Annotated in this window: 19 protein-coding genes; 9 read left to right on the top strand and 10 right to left on the bottom strand. The window is 41.0% G+C overall.

Annotated elements, in window-relative coordinates:
• Positions 1-65: 65 nt before the first annotated feature.
• The 3 genes from ACUXV0_RS08760 to ACUXV0_RS08750 are packed head-to-tail and all read left to right on the top strand — an operon-like array spanning position 66 to position 3,625.
• Positions 66-1,454 (top strand): sigma-54-dependent transcriptional regulator, encoded by a 1,389-nt coding sequence (locus ACUXV0_RS08760; protein ID WP_446192708.1) that lies wholly within the window; start codon positions 66-68, stop codon positions 1,452-1,454.
• The gene (locus ACUXV0_RS08755; protein WP_446192707.1) at positions 1,454-2,185 is read left to right on the top strand and encodes a sensor histidine kinase; all 732 of its coding nucleotides are present in this window, start codon (positions 1,454-1,456) and stop codon (positions 2,183-2,185) included. Before ACUXV0_RS08760 ends, ACUXV0_RS08755 begins: the two co-directional genes overlap by 1 nt.
• Before the next feature lie 3 nt (positions 2,186-2,188).
• Positions 2,189-3,625 (top strand): ATP-binding protein, encoded by a 1,437-nt coding sequence (locus ACUXV0_RS08750; protein ID WP_446192706.1) that lies wholly within the window; start codon positions 2,189-2,191, stop codon positions 3,623-3,625.
• 184 nt (positions 3,626-3,809) lie between these two features.
• Here ACUXV0_RS08750 and ACUXV0_RS08745 read toward each other — a convergent pair whose 3' ends face one another.
• Entirely contained in the window at positions 3,810-4,394 is a 585-nt protein-coding gene (locus tag ACUXV0_RS08745) for a HupE/UreJ family protein (RefSeq protein WP_446192705.1), read from the bottom strand.
• A 69-nt stretch (positions 4,395-4,463) separates the two neighbouring features.
• On the opposite strand from ACUXV0_RS08745, the gene ACUXV0_RS08740 reads away from it, so the two are divergent.
• From ACUXV0_RS08740 to ACUXV0_RS08725, 4 genes are read left to right on the top strand one after another with little or no spacing between them, the layout of a single operon-like run.
• Positions 4,464-5,579 carry an alkane 1-monooxygenase gene (locus ACUXV0_RS08740; protein WP_446192704.1) on the top strand — a complete coding sequence of 372 codons (1,116 nt, stop codon included), beginning with the start codon at positions 4,464-4,466 and terminating at the stop codon, positions 5,577-5,579.
• A 14-nt stretch (positions 5,580-5,593) separates the two neighbouring features.
• Positions 5,594-6,442, top strand: a complete 849-nt coding sequence (locus tag ACUXV0_RS08735) for a DUF6263 family protein (protein ID WP_446192703.1) — start codon at positions 5,594-5,596, stop codon at positions 6,440-6,442.
• Entirely contained in the window at positions 6,443-7,222 is a 780-nt protein-coding gene (locus tag ACUXV0_RS08730; protein WP_446192702.1) for an SDR family oxidoreductase, read from the top strand.
• Complete coding sequence (locus ACUXV0_RS08725; protein ID WP_446192701.1) at positions 7,219-7,779, top strand: pentapeptide repeat-containing protein; 561 nt, start codon at positions 7,219-7,221, stop codon at positions 7,777-7,779. The genes ACUXV0_RS08730 and ACUXV0_RS08725 overlap by 4 nt, the downstream gene beginning before the upstream one ends.
• On the opposite strand, the gene ACUXV0_RS08720 is transcribed toward ACUXV0_RS08725, so the two are convergent.
• Together ACUXV0_RS08720 and ACUXV0_RS08715 are read right to left on the bottom strand one after the other, a co-directional pair.
• Positions 7,776-9,134, bottom strand: coding sequence for a methyltransferase RsmF C-terminal domain-like protein (locus ACUXV0_RS08720; protein ID WP_446192700.1), 1,359 nt, complete (start codon positions 9,132-9,134; stop codon positions 7,776-7,778). The two genes, ACUXV0_RS08725 and ACUXV0_RS08720, sit on opposite strands and share 4 nt — an antisense overlap.
• Before the next feature lie 4 nt (positions 9,135-9,138).
• The gene (locus ACUXV0_RS08715) at positions 9,139-9,642 is read right to left on the bottom strand and encodes a mechanosensitive ion channel domain-containing protein (RefSeq protein ID WP_446192699.1); all 504 of its coding nucleotides are present in this window, start codon (positions 9,640-9,642) and stop codon (positions 9,139-9,141) included.
• Between the two features lie 97 nt (positions 9,643-9,739).
• Here ACUXV0_RS08715 and ACUXV0_RS08710 point away from each other — a divergent pair, with 97 nt between their 5' ends.
• Positions 9,740-10,294 carry a thioredoxin family protein gene (locus ACUXV0_RS08710; protein WP_446192698.1) on the top strand — a complete coding sequence of 185 codons (555 nt, stop codon included), beginning with the start codon at positions 9,740-9,742 and terminating at the stop codon, positions 10,292-10,294.
• Positions 10,295-10,297: 3 nt separating this feature from the next.
• Here the strand turns inward: ACUXV0_RS08710 and ACUXV0_RS08705 are convergent, their stop codons facing one another.
• The 5 genes from ACUXV0_RS08705 to ACUXV0_RS08685 all read right to left on the bottom strand — a co-directional run bounded on the left by ACUXV0_RS08705 (position 10,298) and on the right by ACUXV0_RS08685 (position 16,870).
• Complete coding sequence (locus tag ACUXV0_RS08705; RefSeq protein WP_446192697.1) at positions 10,298-11,395, bottom strand: DNA polymerase III subunit; 1,098 nt, start codon at positions 11,393-11,395, stop codon at positions 10,298-10,300.
• Positions 11,392-12,606 (bottom strand): putative sugar nucleotidyl transferase, encoded by a 1,215-nt coding sequence (locus tag ACUXV0_RS08700; protein ID WP_446192696.1) that lies wholly within the window; start codon positions 12,604-12,606, stop codon positions 11,392-11,394. Before ACUXV0_RS08700 ends, ACUXV0_RS08705 begins: the two co-directional genes overlap by 4 nt.
• Before the next feature lie 54 nt (positions 12,607-12,660).
• Positions 12,661-14,253, bottom strand: a complete 1,593-nt coding sequence (locus ACUXV0_RS08695) for a S8 family peptidase (protein ID WP_446192695.1) — start codon at positions 14,251-14,253, stop codon at positions 12,661-12,663.
• 127 nt (positions 14,254-14,380) lie between these two features.
• Positions 14,381-15,697 carry a DUF937 domain-containing protein gene (locus tag ACUXV0_RS08690; protein ID WP_446192694.1) on the bottom strand — a complete coding sequence of 439 codons (1,317 nt, stop codon included), beginning with the start codon at positions 15,695-15,697 and terminating at the stop codon, positions 14,381-14,383.
• A gap of 99 nt (positions 15,698-15,796) precedes the next feature.
• Positions 15,797-16,870, bottom strand: a complete 1,074-nt coding sequence (locus tag ACUXV0_RS08685; RefSeq protein WP_446192693.1) for a M20 family metallo-hydrolase — start codon at positions 16,868-16,870, stop codon at positions 15,797-15,799.
• A gap of 52 nt (positions 16,871-16,922) precedes the next feature.
• On the opposite strand from ACUXV0_RS08685, the gene ACUXV0_RS08680 reads away from it, so the two are divergent.
• Positions 16,923-17,318, top strand: coding sequence for a hypothetical protein (locus ACUXV0_RS08680; protein ID WP_446192692.1), 396 nt, complete (start codon positions 16,923-16,925; stop codon positions 17,316-17,318).
• On the opposite strand, the gene argB is transcribed toward ACUXV0_RS08680, so the two are convergent.
• Both argB and ade read right to left on the bottom strand, forming a co-directional pair.
• Complete coding sequence (argB, locus tag ACUXV0_RS08675; RefSeq protein ID WP_446192691.1) at positions 17,315-18,106, bottom strand: acetylglutamate kinase; 792 nt, start codon at positions 18,104-18,106, stop codon at positions 17,315-17,317. The two genes, ACUXV0_RS08680 and argB, sit on opposite strands and share 4 nt — an antisense overlap.
• Entirely contained in the window at positions 18,103-19,755 is a 1,653-nt protein-coding gene (gene ade, locus ACUXV0_RS08670; protein ID WP_446192690.1) for an adenine deaminase, read from the bottom strand. The genes argB and ade overlap by 4 nt, the downstream gene beginning before the upstream one ends.
• Between the last annotated feature and the right edge of the window lie 65 nt (positions 19,756-19,820).

Raw genomic sequence — 19,820 nt, 5'->3', positions numbered from 1 at the left:
TAATTGCCAGGGGTGCTAAAGTGTATGACACGAACTTCATCAATATAAATAAGTAAAGCTATTCAATGCCTAAAATATTAGTAGTAGACGACGATAAAGACATTTGCCTGTTAATGGACAGGTTCCTTACCAAAAACGGTTACGAGGTAGAGACTGCTCTGTCTGGTATGGCAGGTTTGAAAAAGCTTGCTGAATATAAGCCAGATTTGCTCCTTTCTGACTTCAAGCTTGGCGATATTGATGGCTCTGAGGTTTTGAAAAGGGCAAAGGAGTTAATGCCTTCTCTGCCGGTTATTATCATTACAGGTTACTCAGATATTAAAGTAGCAATTAACGTGATGAAAATGGGGGCTTTTGATTATGTCACAAAGCCACTATTCCCTGATGAAATTCTATTAAACATCAGAAAGGCACTTAAAGCCACTACACAAGAAGCCAGTACTTCGGTCACCAAGAAATCTGCTGCACCAAAGAAGAAAGAAAAAGCCAATTATATTTTCGGGAGTAGCACAATCTCCAAAAGGCTAATGAAGCAGGTAAATCTGGTAGCACCCACAGATTACAGTGTTATCATCTACGGAGAGAGTGGGGCAGGTAAAGAGGCGATTGCTAAAACAATTCATGAAAGAAGTCAAAGAAAAGATGGTCCTTTCATAGCCATGGATTGTGGTGCCATTTCAAAGGAATTGGCAGGTAGTGAGTTGTTTGGGCACGAAAAAGGCTCATTTACAGGAGCTATAAATCAAAAGATTGGTCATTTTGAGTTAGCCGATGGAGGCACACTCTTTTTAGATGAGGTAGCCAATCTCTCTTATGATGTTCAGATTTCACTATTGAGAGTAGTGCAGGAGCAAAAGTTAAAAAGAATTGGTGGTAATAAAGAGATCAGTATCGATGTCAGAATTTTGGTAGCCAGTAATGAACGCCTTCCTGAGGCGATTGCCAAAGGTAAATTTAGAGAGGATCTGTACCACAGGTTTAATGAGTTTAGTCTTGATGTGCCTGCTTTGAAAGATCGTGGTAATGATATTTTTGAGTTTGCTCAGTTCTTTCTGGATGAAACCAACAGAGACCTGGAGAAGGAAGTCACAGAATTCTCAGATGAGGTGAAACACCATTTTAAAACATATACCTGGCCTGGTAATATCAGAGAACTGAGAAATGTCATCAAAAGAGCAACGCTTTTAACTGAAGGTATAGTGCTGGAGGCAAGTGCTTTGCCTTTTGAGATCGTGAATTACGAGAAACTAATGTTTGCCGAAGCACCTGCTGAGCCAGAAGTTAAGGCAGACAGAAGGCTTCATGGTCAGCTTAAATCTGCGGCTTATGAGGCAGAATATGAGATGATTATGGATGCTCTGAAACAGACGAACTTCAGTAAAAGTAAAGCGGCGAAGTTGCTGAATATTGACAGAAAGACGCTGTATAATAAGATGAAAAAAATGAATATGTAATGGCCATATCTACCCACGCAAATCAAGTACCGGAGCAAGTTCAGGCTCTGCAAAAAGAATTCGACGAGTTTATTTATATGGCGTCACATGACTTAAAAGAGCCAGCTAGAAAGATTGTAACTTTTGGAGACAGACTTACTTCTAGTTTGGGAGAAAAACTTTCAGAGAACGAGAAGGAGTATTTTACCAGAATGATGGATGCGGCCAGAAGGCAGCAGTCTATGATCGATGATTTATTGAAACTCAGCCGAATCAAAACCACTGACTTTAAAAAAGAGAAAATCAATCTCAAAGAATTGGTGGCTGACTTAGTGGTGAGCCCACAGACAGACTTCAAATTTGATGTTCCAGAGATTGTATATGCTGATAAAAGACAACTGGCTTATGCTTTGCAAGAATTGATCAGAAATGCCGAGAAATTCTCAGGCGAAAAGCCGGTTTTAAAGTTGAAAAGTAAATCTATCTTCTCTACGGTGATTGGTCAGAAGGGTCTTAACTCCTCCAGAAGCTATGCCTACATTATTTTGACAGATAATGGAGTAGGTATACCTCCGGAGAATCTGGAAGACGTATTCAGACCGTTCTTTAGAATACACGGTCGTGGTGAATTTAGTGGATCGGGGATGGGTTTGGCCATTGTAAAAGCCATCATTGATAAAATCGGAGGGGCCATATGGGCCGAACAATCCTCCAAAGGGGCATCTTTCCATGTTTTATTACCATCCACTTAATTTATGAGTCAAATTTCGATTTTACTGGTTGAAGACGATGAGGATGATTATTTCATCACTAAGACTTTACTTTCAGAGGCCGTTGATCTTGATTTTAAACTCGAATGGGAAAGTAACTACTCCAAAGCAGAGCGACTGGTAAAATTGCGAAAGCATGACATCTATCTCTTTGACTATCTCCTGGGTAGAGATTCAGGGCTGGGACTGCTTAAGGCATTACGAGAGCTAAGCCCCGATTGTCCGGCTATAATGTTAACAGGCAAGGGGGATACCAAAGTAGATCAGGAGGCTATTCAGCTAGGGGCTTCAGACTATTTGGAAAAGGCTAGTCTTAATGCTGACTCGTTAGAGAGGAGTATACGCTATGCTTTAAAACACTCAGAAGCTCTATCAGCTTTAAGACTGAGTGAGGCCAAGTATAAAGCCGTTATTGAACATTCCAAAGAGATCATATTTATTGCCAATGACGATTTAAATATCGTTCACATGAGTGCCTCGGCAGAGGATTATTTAGGGTACTCGTTGGAGGAGATTTATCAAATGCAAAGTCACCATTTATTTGATGACCCGACCGAGATGCTCCATCTGCAGGATATCGTGGCAGAGAAGGGGAGTATAGAAGATTTTAAAATGACGGTAAAAACAAGAGACGGCGAGCTAAAGCCCGGCCTGCTCTCGGCAGTGCTTGAGCTTGAAGAGGACGGTCGTTTTTTCATTCATGGCATTTTTACCGACCAAACACAGCGAATCAAGGCGGAAAAAGCCATGCTGCAGAGTCAAAAGCTACAGTCTACAGCCCGATTAATGCAAGTGCTGGCTCATGAAGTCAGAAACCCATTGATGAATATAAACCTGAGCCTAGGTAGTTTGTCTGACATCAGTGCTGAGGATGCTCCTTTGATTGAAATTGTGCTGAGAAATGCCCGAAGGATAGATCAACTGATCAATGAAGTTTTACACGTCGCTTCTGAAAAACAAGTACAGAAAGCCAGAGTTAATATCTGTGAGGTTATAGATAATGCACTGGAGCAAGTTAGTGACCGTGCTTTGATGCAGAAAGTAGAGATTCTTACGGACGTACAAGAGTGTCCGCAATTGATGCTTAATGCCGAGCAAGTGAGTACGGCTTTTGTCAATATACTGGTAAATGCCATAGAGGCCTTAACTACCTCTGAGAAGCCGGTTATTGAGCTTTTGGCCTTTGAAAAAGACGAGCAGGTGGTAGTAAAAATCACTGATAACGGAATAGGCATGGATGAGGAACTGCAGTCTAAGCTTTTTGAGCCTTTTTATACGGCCAAAACCAATGGTGTAGGCCTTGGACTGGCCTCTACATTAGGAATTCTTAAGGCACATAATGCCGAGATAAATGTAACGTCAGATATCGGAGAAGGCTCTGTGTTTACAATTACTTTCAAAACTACAGAGGTGGAAAATTAGACCACAGAATTCCACAGAATGTTCTTAGGAACAGTTATTTAAACTCACAGGTCAAACAAAAGAAATTGACCATGACATTTGATTTAGCATTTGAAATTATGACCTGGCTGGTACTAGGTGGATTTGTATTAGGATCTGAAATTATCATGACCACAGAAGAGGAATAATTCCCCCAGTCAACCAACTACTGAATCACTAACATCAGTGCCATTCCAAACACAATTCCTGAGAGGATCAAATTCCAGGTTTTTTGTTTGACCTTTAAAAACTCTGTCAGTAGGAAATTGATCGCCAGGGCCGCCACCACAATTAAGATTTGACCTAGTTCTAGCCCCAGGTTAAAAGAAAACAGCGGTACTACAATGCTATTTTCAGCACCCAGAAGACTCTTCAGGTAATTTGAAAATCCTAAACCGTGGATCAAACCAAAGACCACAGCCAGAGCATATCTCACCCATTTATTGTTTTTTGTTTTCTTGTAAATGCTCTTCGGGAATTTATGAAAGAAATTCACCAAACAAGTAGCCATTATGGTCAGTGGGATTATGAACTCAATAAGGCCTGCATCTATAGATACAATATCAAGAACCGATAGAGCCAAAGTGGCCGAATGCCCCAATGTAAAAGCCGTAATTAGAATCAAGACTTCCTTCCAACGTTGAATACTGTAGACTGCACATAGAGCTATTATAAACAGAATATGGTCAAAGCCATTTAAGTCAGTAATGTGGAGGTAGCCAAGTTTCAGATAGCTTAAAAATTCTGACATTTAGGATGTGATGAGTTAGGTGTTTAAATTTACTGACATAAGATTGGCATACAAAATTATTTACCGAATATGAGTGTTTGGAAAAAAATAGGATTCGTCTTTTCTTTCTCTATTCCCGTTTTAATTCTGGCAGGTTTTTATTTGCCAGATCAGCCAATCACTTTTCTCTCAGCACCTTTTTCTTACTTCGTCATTCCTTTGGTAGATTATTTGATTGGGAAAGACCAAAATAATGTCATCAAAGATGAGTTTGATGGGCTAATTCAGAATAAGTACTTTGACTTTTTGGTCTACAGTCATGTGTATTTACAGTTTTTCCTTTTAGGCTGGGGGCTCTATGTTCTGAGTAACTATCAGCTTACAAATTTACAGATTCATGGAATCATAGTGAGTCAGGCCATATACAGTAGCACCATCATTAATGTGGCTCATGAATTAGGCCATCGGCCGGGGAAGTGGGCTCGGCTGCATGCTCGATTGGCTCTCATAACGGTGTTCTACCACCATTTTACTATTGAGCATAATCGTGGTCATCATGTAAGAGTGGCTACTCCAGAAGACCCTGCTACTTCCAGAAAAAACGAAACTGTATACGCATTCTGGTTTAGATCCATCACGGGCACCTTTAAATCGGCATGGGAGATACAGGCAGACTTACTTCGCAAGAAAAATATCAAAGTGTGGTCATTCAGAAACCCTATGTTGGTTGGTTTTCTGGCTACGCCAATTCTCTTTGCTATAGTTCTAGGTGCTATTTATCATGTCAAAGGCACTATTCTCAATGGTCCATTGCAGTTTCTCGTGATCCAGGCCATAGTAGCGGTCTTACTGTTGGAGGCTGTCAATTATATCGAACATTACGGTATGCTAAGGAAGAAATTGCCAAATGGCAGATATGAAAAAGTAAACCCTTTACATAGTTGGAATGCCAATCACTTTTTCAGTAACCTCATTTTGTTCAATTTGCAGCGTCATTCAGATCATCATGCTTATGCCAGCAGACCTTATCAGGTTTTAAGGCATTTTGAGGCCAGCCCTCAGATGCCTTTTGGTTATCCGCTGATGATCATTATGAGCACTATTCCTCCTCTATGGTTTGCGGTGATGAACCGCAGGCTGGAGCAGTGGCAAAACAAAGAAGTTAGCAAGGAGGAAATCAGACTTATGGTTAAAGAATTTGCATAAATACAGCTTACAGAATGTTGAAAAATAGAACGATCTACACATTAGGCCTAGGCCTGCTTTTATCATTATCGCTCAAGGCTCAGGATGCTATCCGACTTAAAGCCGGCTATCAAGCGAATAAAAAATATGTCAGTACTATCACCTCAAAAAGTGATATGACCATGGCGATGGATAAAGGTGAGAATGACATAGAAATACCGGGTTTTCCTATGAACATGAGTAGTGAAAACAATATGGTATTAACCACCGAAACCTCTGCGAAAGGTCCGGATGGTGTGATTCCATTGGTAATTGAGTATCAGAAGTTTGAAATTGTTTCTACCGTCAATGATCAGACTGTTTCGCCACCAATGGATTATCTGATAGGGACTAAAATTTATGGGCACTCTTTTGAGAACGGGGCTATTGTCACAGACTCATTGTCTAGGGGAGATATGCCAGAGCAAATGAGACAAGCCATGGAATCTACATTAGGCTCTTCTCTCAATAGCATGGTATTTCCTGAAAAATTGCTCAAAGTAGGAGATCAGTTTACAATAGAAACGCCTTTTGATATGCCCTTGAACCAAATGGGTCAGATGAAGATGACCATTCACAATACCTACACTTTGCGATCATTTGATGGGCAGAACGCTTTTTTTGATATCAAAAGTGAACTGGATGTAGATGGTGAATTGCAGGAAGGACAGTTAAAAATGACAGGAAGTGGAGATGGAAGTGGTGTCTTTGACCGCAGCCATGGATTTATGATTGAGGTAGACCAGGATATGGATATGTCAATGACGATGGATACCAATGGGATGACTATGAAGATCAGTTCAAATACGAACGGTCTTACAAAAACGGAAATAGCGAACTTATAAATGAATTTATCACTCAAAGGAAAAAGAGCCTTGGTCTGCGGAAGTACTGAGGGAATCGGTTGGGCTTCGGCTCAGGAATTAGCTCAGCTAGGAGCAGAGGTTTGTCTTTTTGCTCGTAACGAGCAAAAGCTGAAAGTTCGTGTCAATGAACTGGATCAGAGTGCCTGGCAAAAGCATCACTATCTTCTGGCTGATTTTTCAAAAACAAAGGAAGTAAAATCGGCGATTGAAAAAAGCTCGGGCGACTATCACATCTTGATCAATAATACCGGTGGCCCCGCGGGAGGGAATATCATTGAAGAGTCAACGGAGAAGTTCAAAGAGACCTTTGAGCAACATATTGTGATCAATCAATTGCTGGCACAGCACCTTGTTCCATTTATGAAAAAGGAACAGTATGGTAGAATAGTCAATATCATTTCGGTGTCTGTCAAACAGCCAATTATTGGTCTGGGAGTGAGCAATACAATTAGATGGGCTGTGGCTTCATGGGCAAAGACTTTGTCAAAGGAGTTATCGCACACTGGTATTACAGTCAATAACGTTTTACCTGGCTTTACAGCTACTAAAAGACTTGATCAGGTGATCAAGCAGAGAGCCTCTGGTAGCGGAAAAAGTACTGCTGAGGTTTCACAAGGAATTTTGGATGGGATACCTTCAGGCAAATTTGCGGAAGCGGAAGAAGTGGGAGCTGCAGCAGCATTTCTTTGTTCACCCGTGGCGGCTTCTATAAATGGAATTAACTTACCTGTGGACGGAGGCCTGAGTGCTAGTTTATGATAGAAGCAGAAAAGTATGTTAAGAAAGACTTCAGTTCAGAAAAGCTGAAGATAGACAGTTATGAAGCTTGTACGTTTGAAGAGTGTAATTTTGAAGGTGTACACCTATCTGGTATAAAGTTTATTGAATGTGAATTCATTGATTGCAATCTCACAAACGCCTTTTTGAAGACCACCACGCTCAATGAGGTTTCTTTTCAAGGTTGTAAAATGATGGGTATTCTTTTTGGTGAGATCAATCCGTTTCTATTGGATGTAAGATTTGCCTCCTGCCAGTTAAGCCTATGTTCTTTTTACGCTTTGAACCTGAAAAGTACGCTGTTTTTAAATTGCATTCTCAAAGATGCCGACTTTACAGATACGGATTTAAGCTCGTCTGTTTTTGAACGGTGTGATTTGAACGGTGCTCGTTTTGAGAGAGCAAATCTTCAAAAAGTAGATTTCAGGACAGCAGAAAATCTAGCGATGGACCCTGAATTAAATAAGCTGAAAGGAGCACAGTTTTCTGTGGATGGTGCTAAAGGATTATTAGCAAAATACCAGATCAAGATCAGCTAAGAGGGGATGTCCATTCGTATACGCCATTCTTTTGGCAAATAATTATTGATACGGTTCCCGATTACTTTGCCCCAACCTAAACCCAAACCTTGGTAACGAATAAGGTACCAGCCGTTTTCCTGCTTGCCAAAGTCAAATGCTTCTTTTTTTAAGAAGAGTAGGGCATTTTCTTTGTCAAGGTCTAAATGAGGAACTCCTTCTGAAAGTTCTGTGCTTAATGCCAAAGCATGAGAAGGAATAAAGCTGTCTTTTTTAAACATGCCCATCTCAAAACCCGAGGACCGTTTAAATAAAGCTTTTAGTACCGAGCCGTATGAAGAATTCAGGTGTTTAGGAATTCCAATGACAGACTGATCTTCCTTTAGATAAAGATCAAAATATTCAGGCCTCTTAAGCCAATCCTGAAGTATTTCAGTCTTTTTTCGTGGCAGTCTGTTCAGTTTAATTTTGGAGGAAACGAAGTCTTCATCGCCAAAGGTCTTTTTCAAAGCAGCAAGGTAAAACCCTTCGCCATTTACTCTGTGAGGGTAAAATTGATAACCTGCTTCACGGCGTTCTATACCCTGAAAGTTCTCAACAGAGAGTTCTATTTCTTCAAAATCATGTTGTGAACAAAACCTCTTCACATTTTGATGGTTTTCCTCAGGGTTATAGGTACAAGTAGAATAGATGAGTCGCCCTCCAGGTGCCACTGCCATGGCTGCGGCTTGTAGAATTCTTTTCTGACGGGCCGAGCATGTGGCTACTGCTTCTTCTGACCAATGAGAAGAAGCGTCTTTATCTTTTCTGAATAGTCCTTCTCCGGAGCATGGAGCATCTACCAATACCAAATCAAAGAAGCCTTCCAGGTCAGCGAACTCCTCAGAGTCGTGATTTGAAACGATGATATTGCTAAAGCCCCATTTGAGCAGATTTTCTTTGAGTATGCCCACTCTGCCTTTTATAACCTCATTGGCCACCAACATGTCTTTATCTTCCAGTAGATCTGCTATCAATGTTGTTTTGCCTCCCGGTGCAGCACAAAGGTCCAATACCTTTAATGGCTCATAGAGGTCAACAGTCTGTTTGATGGCTTCTTTGAGAAACATGGATGAGGCCTCCTGCACATAATAGGCTCCGGCATGAAACGCAGGATCCAGCGTAAAAACGGGTCTTTCTTTAAGATAGAAGGCATTTGAATGCCAAGGCAATAGCTCACCTTTTATTTCGTCAAAAAGATTAGAAACAGATTTTCTGGGGTTAGCTCGTACAGAAACCGGTGATTCACCCTCAATGCAATCAATGAAGCTATTGACCTCATTGCCCAGCAAATCACTCATTTTGTTTTTGAAGTCTTCAGGGAGGTTTGCAGGCACTTTTCTAGTCTTTTAATTGAACGATGGCTTTCTGAATGGCCACATTATTAGGATAAGAAACCAAGTTTCTTTCGGCGTCTTCTATTTGAATAGCAAAAAAGGTGATATCCTTCACTGTTCCAATGACCGAATCGTCTTTGTCCATGATTTTGATTTTTGACCCGATTTTAAAAGGGAAATTAAAGAACAAAATGACTGACGCTGTAATATTGCTTAGCATAGACCATGAAGCAAATAACGCCACACCGGCTACGGCAAAAAACGAAGCAAAGATTCCTTTATAGGAGACATTCCAAATGAAGCCTAAAGTTAATAGCAAAACCACTAACCAGGTGGCATCAAAGAACTTCTGAGTGTAGAGAGACCTTGCACGGTCAAGGTCATGTTTTTTTGCCTGTCTTTTTATGACTTTGCCCGTGATGGTTCTTACCACAATAAATATGAAAACGCTTAACGCTGTAGAACTAACCTCAAAAAATCGGCTGTTCAGAAGTATGTCTAAATCCATGCGGCAAAATTAGGTCGTAATATTGGCTAATTTCATATTCGTAGATTAAAAAACAGAGAATAGAGATTTTTGGTATTTTTGAGAAAAAGAAAAACAAATGGCTCTAACAGAATCCAACATGCTTCCGATAGGAACCACCGCACCAGACTTCACCTTACCTGATGCTATTTCTGGTAAAACTCTATCTCTGGATGAACTAAAATCAGATGTAGCTACGGTGGTCATGTTTATCTGTAATCACTGCAAGTATGTGAAGCATATCAATGGAGAGTTGGTGAATATTGTCAAAAAGTTTCAGGACAAAGGTGTGAGCTTTATTGGTATCAGCTCAAATGATGTGGAGAATTATCCTGAAGACTCTCCTGAGCAAATGAAAATCAAAGCTGCTGAGCTGGATTACACCTTCCCTTATCTCTATGACGAAACTCAAGAGGTAGCTAAAGCTTATGATGCTGCCTGCACTCCGGACTTCTATATTTTTGACAAAGAGATGAAGCTGGTTTACAGAGGAAGAATGGATGGCTCTTCACCGGGCAATGATGTACCTCTTACAGGAACAGATCTACGAGGAGCCTTAAGGGCTGTGGTGGCAGGGGAGTTTGTTTCTGAAATTCAGTACCCAAGCATGGGCTGTAATATCAAGTGGAAATAAGCTCTACTTGATCAGTCTGGCCAGCTGTAAAGACAAATCAAGAAAAACGATTTTGGCTCTAACGTTTCTGTCAATATGAAAGATGGACTCATCCACCAATTGAGAAATCTGAGAAAGATTATTGACATTGAAAACCTTTGAGAATTTATTGACAAACTCCAATGGTTTAGCCTCCAGCCGCACCATATTCGGATTCCCGCTAGCGGTCAAAAATATTTCGCGGAAAATGGTGAGTCCGTACTCCAGAATCTGTTTTTCCTGTTCTTTGGTCATGGCATCAAAATCATCTGCCATTGGCACGAGTTCCAGAACGTTGAAAGCGTAGCAATACCGCATCCAGTTGGCAAACCACTCATGCATATTATCGCTTTTAGCATTGGAGATTTCGAAGGCTTTGAGGAGGTTGCCTTCAGCCAAACGAGCAATTTCTTTGGCTCTATCTTCACTATTTGCCTGCTCTATCAAATATTGGACGATGTCCTCATCCTTGAACTTTGGAACAGCAAAACGCTGAGTTCTCGATAAAATGGTGGTCAAAAGATTTTGAGCATCATTACAAACCAACAGAAAAATGGTTTTCTCAGGTGGTTCTTCCAGAACTTTTAAGATGGCATTGGCGGTAGCAATACTCAAATACTCTGGTAGCCAAACGTAGATCAGTTTATATCCACCTTCATAAGATTTCAATGAAAGATTACCAATCAGTTTACGAGCTTCTTCTACGGGAATATTACCTTGTTTGATACTGATTTTTTCAAGCCAGGCAGAGTAATCCTGATAAGGATTTGTGATTACAAAATCTCGCCATTCGGCCAGGAAATTCTCTGAGAGTACCTTTTTGCCACCGGCCGTCGGGAAAATGAATGTGACATCCGGGTGAATTAACTTGTCTGTTTTTAAACAAGACGAACACTCACCACAGGAGTCATTTTCTGAGGGGTTTTCACAGTTCAAAAAAGAACCAAAAGCCAAAGCCAAAGCGAGGTTGGCAGAGCCCTCAGAACCATGAAAAAGCTGAGCATGAGCCACATGATTCTTTTGTACACTTTGAATAAGAGTACTCTTCTGTTCTTCAAGACCTATGATTTGGCTAAACCTCATTTAATCTTATTGTCCTTTATATGAGTCAGGATTTTAATGTCAATGTCTGTAAGTTTTAGGTCTCGTCTTTCCATGGTGGCATTGATGACCTTTATCGCTTTCTCAAAACGATATTCATCATAACCTTCGGCAGCACCGCCCCAGCTAAAAGATCGAATGATCTTTGATTGAAAACCAGCTCCAAAAACATTACAGCTAACACCTACCACACTGCCCGTATTAAACATGGTACTAATGCCGGCTTTTGAGTAGTCAGCCATAAAAGTACCACAGAAGGTCTCACCAGTGAGGTTCATGCCGTTGGTATGGTAATCATATAATTTGACTTCAGAATAGTCATTTTTTAGGTTTGAGGCATTGGTATTGGCTCCCAGATTACACCATTCGCCGATGTAAGAGTTACCCAGGAAACCATCGTGAGCTTTATTGGTATAAGCATAAAAGATGGTATTACCCACTTCTCCGCCTACTCGGCAGACAGGCCCCAAGGTTGTATTTTGTCTAATTTTGGCTCCGTATGCCACTTTGGCCTCGGGCCCGATAGACACAGGTCCAATAATCAAGGAACCTTCTTGTATAACAGCGTCTTTACCGATATAAACCGGCCCCTCTGAAGCATTAATGATCGCTGATTTAATATCCACTCCCTCTTCTAGAAAGATGTTTTCTTCGGCGTAAACACGTGTATGCGGATCAGTAATTTTTGCCGAGGTTCTTCCTTCAGTGATTAACTTAAAGTCGTCCTTAATTTGATGACCGTTCCTAAGGAATAGATCAGGTAAATGTTTTATGGCGATCGTAAACTCAGGCTCAAGTTCCAGCATGTTTCCCGTAGAGCTTAACTGCTGGGCCGTTTGTCTTTCGGCAGAAGAATAAGCCACTATATCTAAGCCTGAGACTATAACATCACCTTCATTCAGGTTTTTAATCATTTCTACCAAAGCATCTGTAGGTAGAAAACTGGAATTAACAAAAATGTTAAACGCTTCTTTATGGACAGGGTATTTCTCTGTCAGGTAGTCTACTGTATCAAAGGAAACGTTAGTGTTCAGCTTCTTTTGCCATTTTTCAATTATGGTAAGCGTACCAACCCTTAGCCTACCGATAGGTCTGGTCAAGGTAAGAGGCTTCAGATGATTCCTGAAGTCAAGATCTTCAAAAAGAATGATGTTCATAGCTGACAAAAATAAACCCAAATTATACTTCTGCATAATTTGGGTTCATGGAATACCACTGATGTGTATAAATTTAACAGTAGCTTGATTTTACTGCTGTTCGGTCAGGTCCAAAGCCATTTTAATAGCATTATAGGCATTCACAAGCCCACCTGTGGTGCTTAGCGAACCGAATTTCACCGTTTCTTGTGTACCAGGTAATATCACATCTGCTTCAGAAAGTTTAACAGAAGAAGTCAGTAATATCTTCTTTATCTCTGCAGCCGTAAGTGAGGGGAAATAACTTTTTAAAAGTGCTGCCACTCCTGTTACAGCAGGGGCAGCCATGCTGGTGCCTTGTTTTTCTTCGTAGCCGGAGCCCGGCACTGTAGAATAAATGGCTACACCCGGAGCAAAAATGTCCACCGACAAATCACCGTAATTACTGAATGAGGCTACGATTTCTTCTCCGTTTTTGAATGATGAAGCTCCTACGGTGATCCAGTTATTGGCCTGCCCTCCAGATTTGTAAAACTTAGTAGGGTAGTGGGTGTTTTCGTCTATATCTGTATTGTCATTTCCCGCGGCTGCTATAATCAGAACCCCTTTTTCTTCGGCATACTTTATAGCATCATCTACCCATTCTTTTTCCGGAGAATAAGGTTTCCCAAAGCTCATATTAATGATGGAAGCCCCATTATCAGCAGCATAACGAATAGCATTAGCCACATCTTTATCACGCTCATCACCATCTGGTACAGTTCTTATCACCATGATCTCTACGTCATCTGCCACTCCCATTACACCGGTTTCGTTGGTTCTATCTGCGGCTATAATACCGGAGACGTGAGTGCCGTGCATGGCTCTTGGGCCTATCACTTCGTTATTGCCATATTTTGCATATTCCAGCTTATCTGGGTTATCACCTACAATGTCTCTCGGTCTGAAATCCTTATTGACATTATAATTAAGCTGACCTTTAAAATGCTCAACGCCTTCTTCTATAGCAGCACGGTCTGCACCTTGGTTTACCAGGTACAGCCAGTACTTTTTGGCTTGGCGTACTTTGATATCCATTTCGGCATCATCAATGGCTTCTACTTCCGCTTTGCTGAGTTCTGTAGTGTTCAGGGCTTGTTGAAGTATTTCTTCAGAGGCTGTGAAGTTTTTGAGCAGACCCTCGTACATCGGTAGATATTGAGCAGCTTCTTCTTTCTTCTCAGCTATTTCGGCTTGAATTTTCTGATACTCCTCGTACGCTTCTTTATTCTTTTTGATTTTTCTTTTCTTCGGTTTTTCACCAAAGAATCCCTCATACTTTACCAGTAGTCGAGCACTTTCTAATTGCTCTTGCTGAACATCTCTTCCGTCAGGGCCACCAATAAAGTCCCAGCCATTGATGTCATCAATGAAACCATTACCTTCGTCATCAATACCATTATCAGGAATTTCGTCCTTATTGACCCAAATATGATTTTTCAGGTCTTCGTGTTCAATGTCTACTCCAGAGTCGATTACACCGACAATGACAGTTGAGCTTTTTCTACCTTCCAATAGCCCCTGGTAGGCTTTTTCTACGCTCATACCCCTCACACCATCAGTTTGATAGTCGAGGTTATGCCAGTTAAATTTAGTTTGAAGTTCTTGTGCTGCTGAGTTGATGCTAACCGCAAAAGCGATCAGACTAACTATTTTTTTGACCATCCTTTAGGCTCTTCATTAAATAAGGTTGCGAAGTAAACAATAAACTGTAATACAATAAAATATATTGTAAAAATACAATTCTATTTAATGCTCTTACTTTGCCCAAAAAAGTCCTCAAATATAAAGACTAGCGTAATCTTACTTCCACAGGTCCTGAGTCAGCAGTGGAATTTGCTAAAGATATCTGACCGATGGAAACACCACTCAAATAGAGCTTTTCTTTGAGAGCGTAGGCTCTATCCTCAGAGAGTTTACTTCCACCTCCTCCACCTCTGATTTCTATCGTGGCAGACGGATTATTGTTTAAGTAATTTACGAGGTCTTCTAGTCTGCCTTCAGAAATGATTTCTGCACTTCCGTATTTGTAGCTAAGCCCATTGACTCCAAAATAGGTCGAAGAACCCAATTTGCCTGCCATTGGGCTTAAATCTGATGTCGTTACCGGTTGTTCATCTTCAAACTGTCTGCTAGGGTAAATGCCGTTAGATGAAGAAGATCGTGAAGAAGTATTTGAAGAGTTTGCTCTGTTATTTGCAGAAGAGCTGCGGTAATTATTTGTCGTTGAATTCGTATTTGATGATCTTCCCGAACTGGATGTATTATTCCCCGAGTTAGAATCAGTTGCCGTATTTGAATTGTCAGATGAGTAATTTGGCTGTTCCGTTTGGCCATTATCAATAAGAACCGAGTCTCCAAATTGACTTTCAGAAGATAGGCTATCAGATGGGTCAGTTATGTTTTCAACCTGCTCTTCGCTAATTCCATCTCCAAATAGGCGATCTTTAAATGTATAATAGAGAGCACTTAAACCGAGTAAGCAAAGGAATAACCACGCGAGCCAACCCAGATTTTGATCATTTTCTTTCTTTTGATGGCTACCAAGACCTATTTCTTCCTCTTTTTCGATTTCAGGTTCTACAGTTTCAGGAACAGATGTTGCCGCCGCTACCGGCGTGACAAATACTCCACCCTCTCTCAGGAGTGCAGCACTAAACTCTTCTTCTGTCCAATTATTCAATCGAACATTCTTACCCAGCTGCCCAAGGATTAATGGAGCGGCCAGACTAAACAGTGAGGAGGATGTTTCGGTAGAGTTTTCAGAAAGAGCAGAGACTTTCGTAACCAGATCGCGTTCCTTGCCCTCGAAAAAATGGGTATTGATATTATTACCAATAGTACTAAGCAGCTGAAGTTTATCTTTTTTGCCAAATAAGCTTGATAGATCTTCAATTAAGTCGCCTGAATGACCTCCATCTTTTATTACTTTAAAGATCGAAGAGGCGTCACCATCCTGTTTTGCCTTATTTATTAATGCACCAAAATGTATATCCAAGGCTGAAAAAAGGCCTTTTGACGCCAACTGAGAGGGGATCTCAAGGAATTCGCTGAGTTTTTGTTCTGCGGTTGTGTCAATTTTTGACCTCAGGGACTTTATTACTTCCATCTTATATTTAGCTTACTTCTTGTATGTTGGTAGACTGCGTTTTCATACTGTCTTCTAAGCTAAAATCAAATATGATGCCTAAAATACCCTTGGCTAGGCCTAATATTCTGACTTCAATTCATTCAGTATTTGAACATACAAATCTATACCCTCTTCAATTTCACTTATACGTATATACTCATCAGCAGTATGGGACCTTGCAGAGTCTCCCGGGCCAATTTTTACCGTTTCAAAAGGCATCAAAGCCTGATCTGATAATGTGGGCGAGCCATAGGTTTTTAGACCGAGCTTTTGTCCAACTTTTCTTATTGGGTGGTTTTCTGAAACGCCAGAGGAGTTTAACCTCACCGATCTTGGCACCACTTGGCAGTCCACCTGACTCTGTATAAGTTCTAGAGCTTCCTGAAGCGAGTAGGCATCTGTAACTCTCACATCTACAGTGAATTTGCACTCATCAGGAACCACATTATGCTGAGAACCCGCGTTAATAACGGTGAGTGACATTTTCATCTTGCCAAGACTGTCCGAAATTTTTGGAAATTCAAAATTCTGAAACCAGGCGATGTCTTTCATGGCTTTTGTGATGGCATTTTCTCCTTCTTCTCTGGCGGCATGTCCGGCTTTTCCTTTAACAAGGCAATCAAGGACCATCAGCCCTTTCTCTGCGACAGAGAGATCAAGTGATGTCGGTTCTCCTACGATGCCAAATTGAATATCGGGTAGTTTTGGTAATAAGGCCTCAATTCCATTCTTGCCAGAGATTTCTTCTTCGGCAGAAGCCGCAATGACCAAATTAAAAGGAAGATTTTCCTGATAATAAAAATGAGTAAAAGCCGCCATTAAAGAAACCAGAGGGCCACCGGCATCATTGCTACCAAGTCCGTAGAGCGTATCTCCTTCTACAGTAGGCTCAAATGGGTCACGGCTGTAAGATGCATTAGGTTTGACAGTGTCATGATGACTATTGAGAAGTATTGAAGGCTTTTCTTTATCAAAATACTTATTCCTCGCCCAAATATTGTTCTCAAATCTAGAAAATGGAATGTTACGTTCACTGAAAAACTCTTCAATGATTAAAGCGGTTTGATCTTCTTCTCTACTTAAAGAAGGGGTTTTGATCAATTTTTTGAGCAGTTCAACTGCTTCATTTTTTAAGTCTTGCTCTACAGTCATTCCCAAAATTAACTGGAAACAACCAATTCAACCTCCTCTGCATTTTAGAAGTATGAAAAAAATGCTATTACTTTTGGCTGCCGCGGCAGCCTTGGTTTCTTGTCAAACCACCGATCCGGCACCATCAAATCCTTTACTTGGCAAATGGCAGTGGGTGAAATCTACTGGCGGAATAGCCGGAACAACCATCTTGGCTGATTCTTCAAATGCCTCGGTCATTCAGTTTGGGAATGACAGTTCTTTTGTTTTTAGTAGAACAGGATTCGATACCATTACCTCAACTTATTCCATTAGCAATGGAACGTCTATTACCAGCACCGATTTAGAACCACTAATTACTGTGGCCAATGCCTCCTTCAAATGGTCATTTGCCGTCACAGAATCAGAATTGGTATTGTTTGACCAGGTTTATGACGGGTATACGCATAATTATGTGAGAGTGCCCTAATCGAGTTTAATTGTTGTCCCTGTAGAGCCTTCTTCGGTGGCTTCCAGAAGTTCATCTGCTTCACAAATAATCACTTTATTTACTCCGGCAGAGACGGCGGCAAAAGCATTATCCAGTTTTGGGATCATTCCGGCGTATATAACGCCTTCTGCTTTGTATTTTTCGTAATTCTGAGGAGTAAGTTCCGGGATTACAGAATCGTCGTTTTCGGCGTCCAGAAGCACTCCTCTTTTTTCAAAACAATAGATGAGATTTACGGAGTAGTTGTCTGTCATAGCCTTGGCAACTTCAGAAGCTTGCGTATCGGCATTGGTATTTAGAATGCCGTATTCCGGGTCAAACGAAAGAGGAGCAAATGCCGGAGTAATAGATTGAACAAGTAGAGAATCTATAAAGGTGGCGTTAACTTTTTTAACGTCACCCACATATCCATAGTCAATTTCTTTGACAGGTCTTTTTGCAGAGATGATGGCAGCACCATCTGCTCCGGTAAGGCCTATGCTGCTACAGTTGTTTTGCTGAAGCAATGAAACCACTTTCTTATTCACTTTTCCTCCATAAACCATAGTCACCACATCTCTCATGGCCTCGTCTGTGATTCTTCGGCCTTCTACCATTTTCGTTTCGATGCCCAGATCAGCAGCTATTTTGGTGGCAATTTTGCCGCCTCCATGAATAAGGATTTTGGGCCCTTTCAGCTTTGAAAAGTTGGTGATAAACTTGTTTAATTTTTGGTCATTATCAATGACGTTACCGCCGATTTTAATGACGTTTAGAGTAGGTTTCATGAATTATTTTGAGTTTCAAAAAGCGGTTTGAATTGAAAAGATCCACCATCAAAAAGTCCTTTATCAGAAAGTTTTAATTGAGGAATCACCAGAAGAGCCATGAATGAAAGTGACATAAATGGTGCAGCAAGGGTAGAACCAATCGTGCTTTTAGAGAAAGCATCTATTTGCTCATAATCTGCCGCTATGGTTTCTGCATTTTTTTCGCTCATAAGGCCGGCCACTGGCAGGCCGATTACGCCCATTTCTTCTTCTGATACGGCAGAAATGCCGCCTTTTTCACGTACGACAAGATTTATAGCCTCGGTTATGGCATTATCATCAGTGCCTACAGCAATGATATTATGCGAGTCATGGGCTACAGAGGAGGCAATGGCCCCATTTTTAAGTCCGAAACCATGAATGAAAGCTACAGCAGGTTCGGCTTTGGTGTAACGATTATAAACCACGAGTTTAAGAATGTCCTGCTCTGTATCACTAATGACTTCACGGCCTTCGGTCAATGGTATGACCTGAAAACTATCGGTTACCAGCTGGCCTTCGTTTACTTTGATAACATTGATTTTACTGTCACTATCGGTAGTCAAAACCTTGATAGCTGAGCTCGATATTTTAGTAGTCGAAAAATTGTTCAGAACTCTATTCCTGGGCTCCGGAAGTAACGATTTTCCATTTTCGGCTACTTTATCACCGTTAATATAGGTACTTAAAACCCTGAAATTTTTAAGGTCTTTAACTTCAATAAAGTCGGCCGGGTCGCCTTCTTGCAGCAGGCCGATATCTAAACCGTAATGTTTTACAGGATTGAGTGAGGCCATTCGCAATGCATCAAAAAGAGGGATGCCGTTTTGGATAGCCCTCGCAACCAGAGCATTGATATGGTCTTTGAGAAGTTCATCGGGGTGTTTGTCATCAGAACAAAACATCATTTCGTGACTCCATTCTTTAGCTAAAGGAATCAAGGCCTCAAAGTTTTTAGCAGCACTACCTTCTCTAATGAGAATTTTGACCCCAAGCTTTAGTTTTTCCAGAGCCTCACTTTCGGTGAAACACTCGTGATCGGTGGTAATTCCTTGGGCAAAGTATTTTTGGGCGTCTTCACCAATTACCCCGGGAGCATGGCCATCTATCGGTTTTCCCATTTCTTTGGCTATTGCCAACTTTTTCAAAACCTCCTCGTCTTCAAAGATGACTCCAGGGTAGTTCATCATTTCAGCCAGGTAACCAATTTTAGGGTTGCGAAGCAATTCTCTGATTCCTTCGGCATCTATCACTGCTCCTGCCGTTTCAAAAGTGGTAGCTGGCACACAGGAAGGAGCCCCAAAAGTTACTTTAAAAGGAGTTTGGGTGGCATTGTCAATCATATAATTGACACCTTTTATACCCAAAACATTGGCGATTTCATGAGGGTCTGAGACCGATCCTACAGTACCATGACATAGAGCCACTCTACCAAAAGACGCCGGTGTAAGCATGGAGCTTTCTATATGAATATGTGCATCCACAAAGCCCGGAAGATAATAGGATTCTCCGGCCTTTTCGGCTCCCAGATTTTTTATGGTAAAGATGCGGCCATCTTCTATGATAAGCTCACCATAAAAAATGCTATCCTCAAAAATATTGACAATGTTTCCTTGAAGTACTTCCATGCGTAAGGGTCAAAACACGAAGATACAAAGCCAAATCTTCACGGTGCTTTTACTCCGATTTTTTA

This window comes from Jiulongibacter sp. NS-SX5 (assembly GCF_052828545.1).
This window is presented reverse-complemented; position numbering and strand designations above follow the sequence as displayed.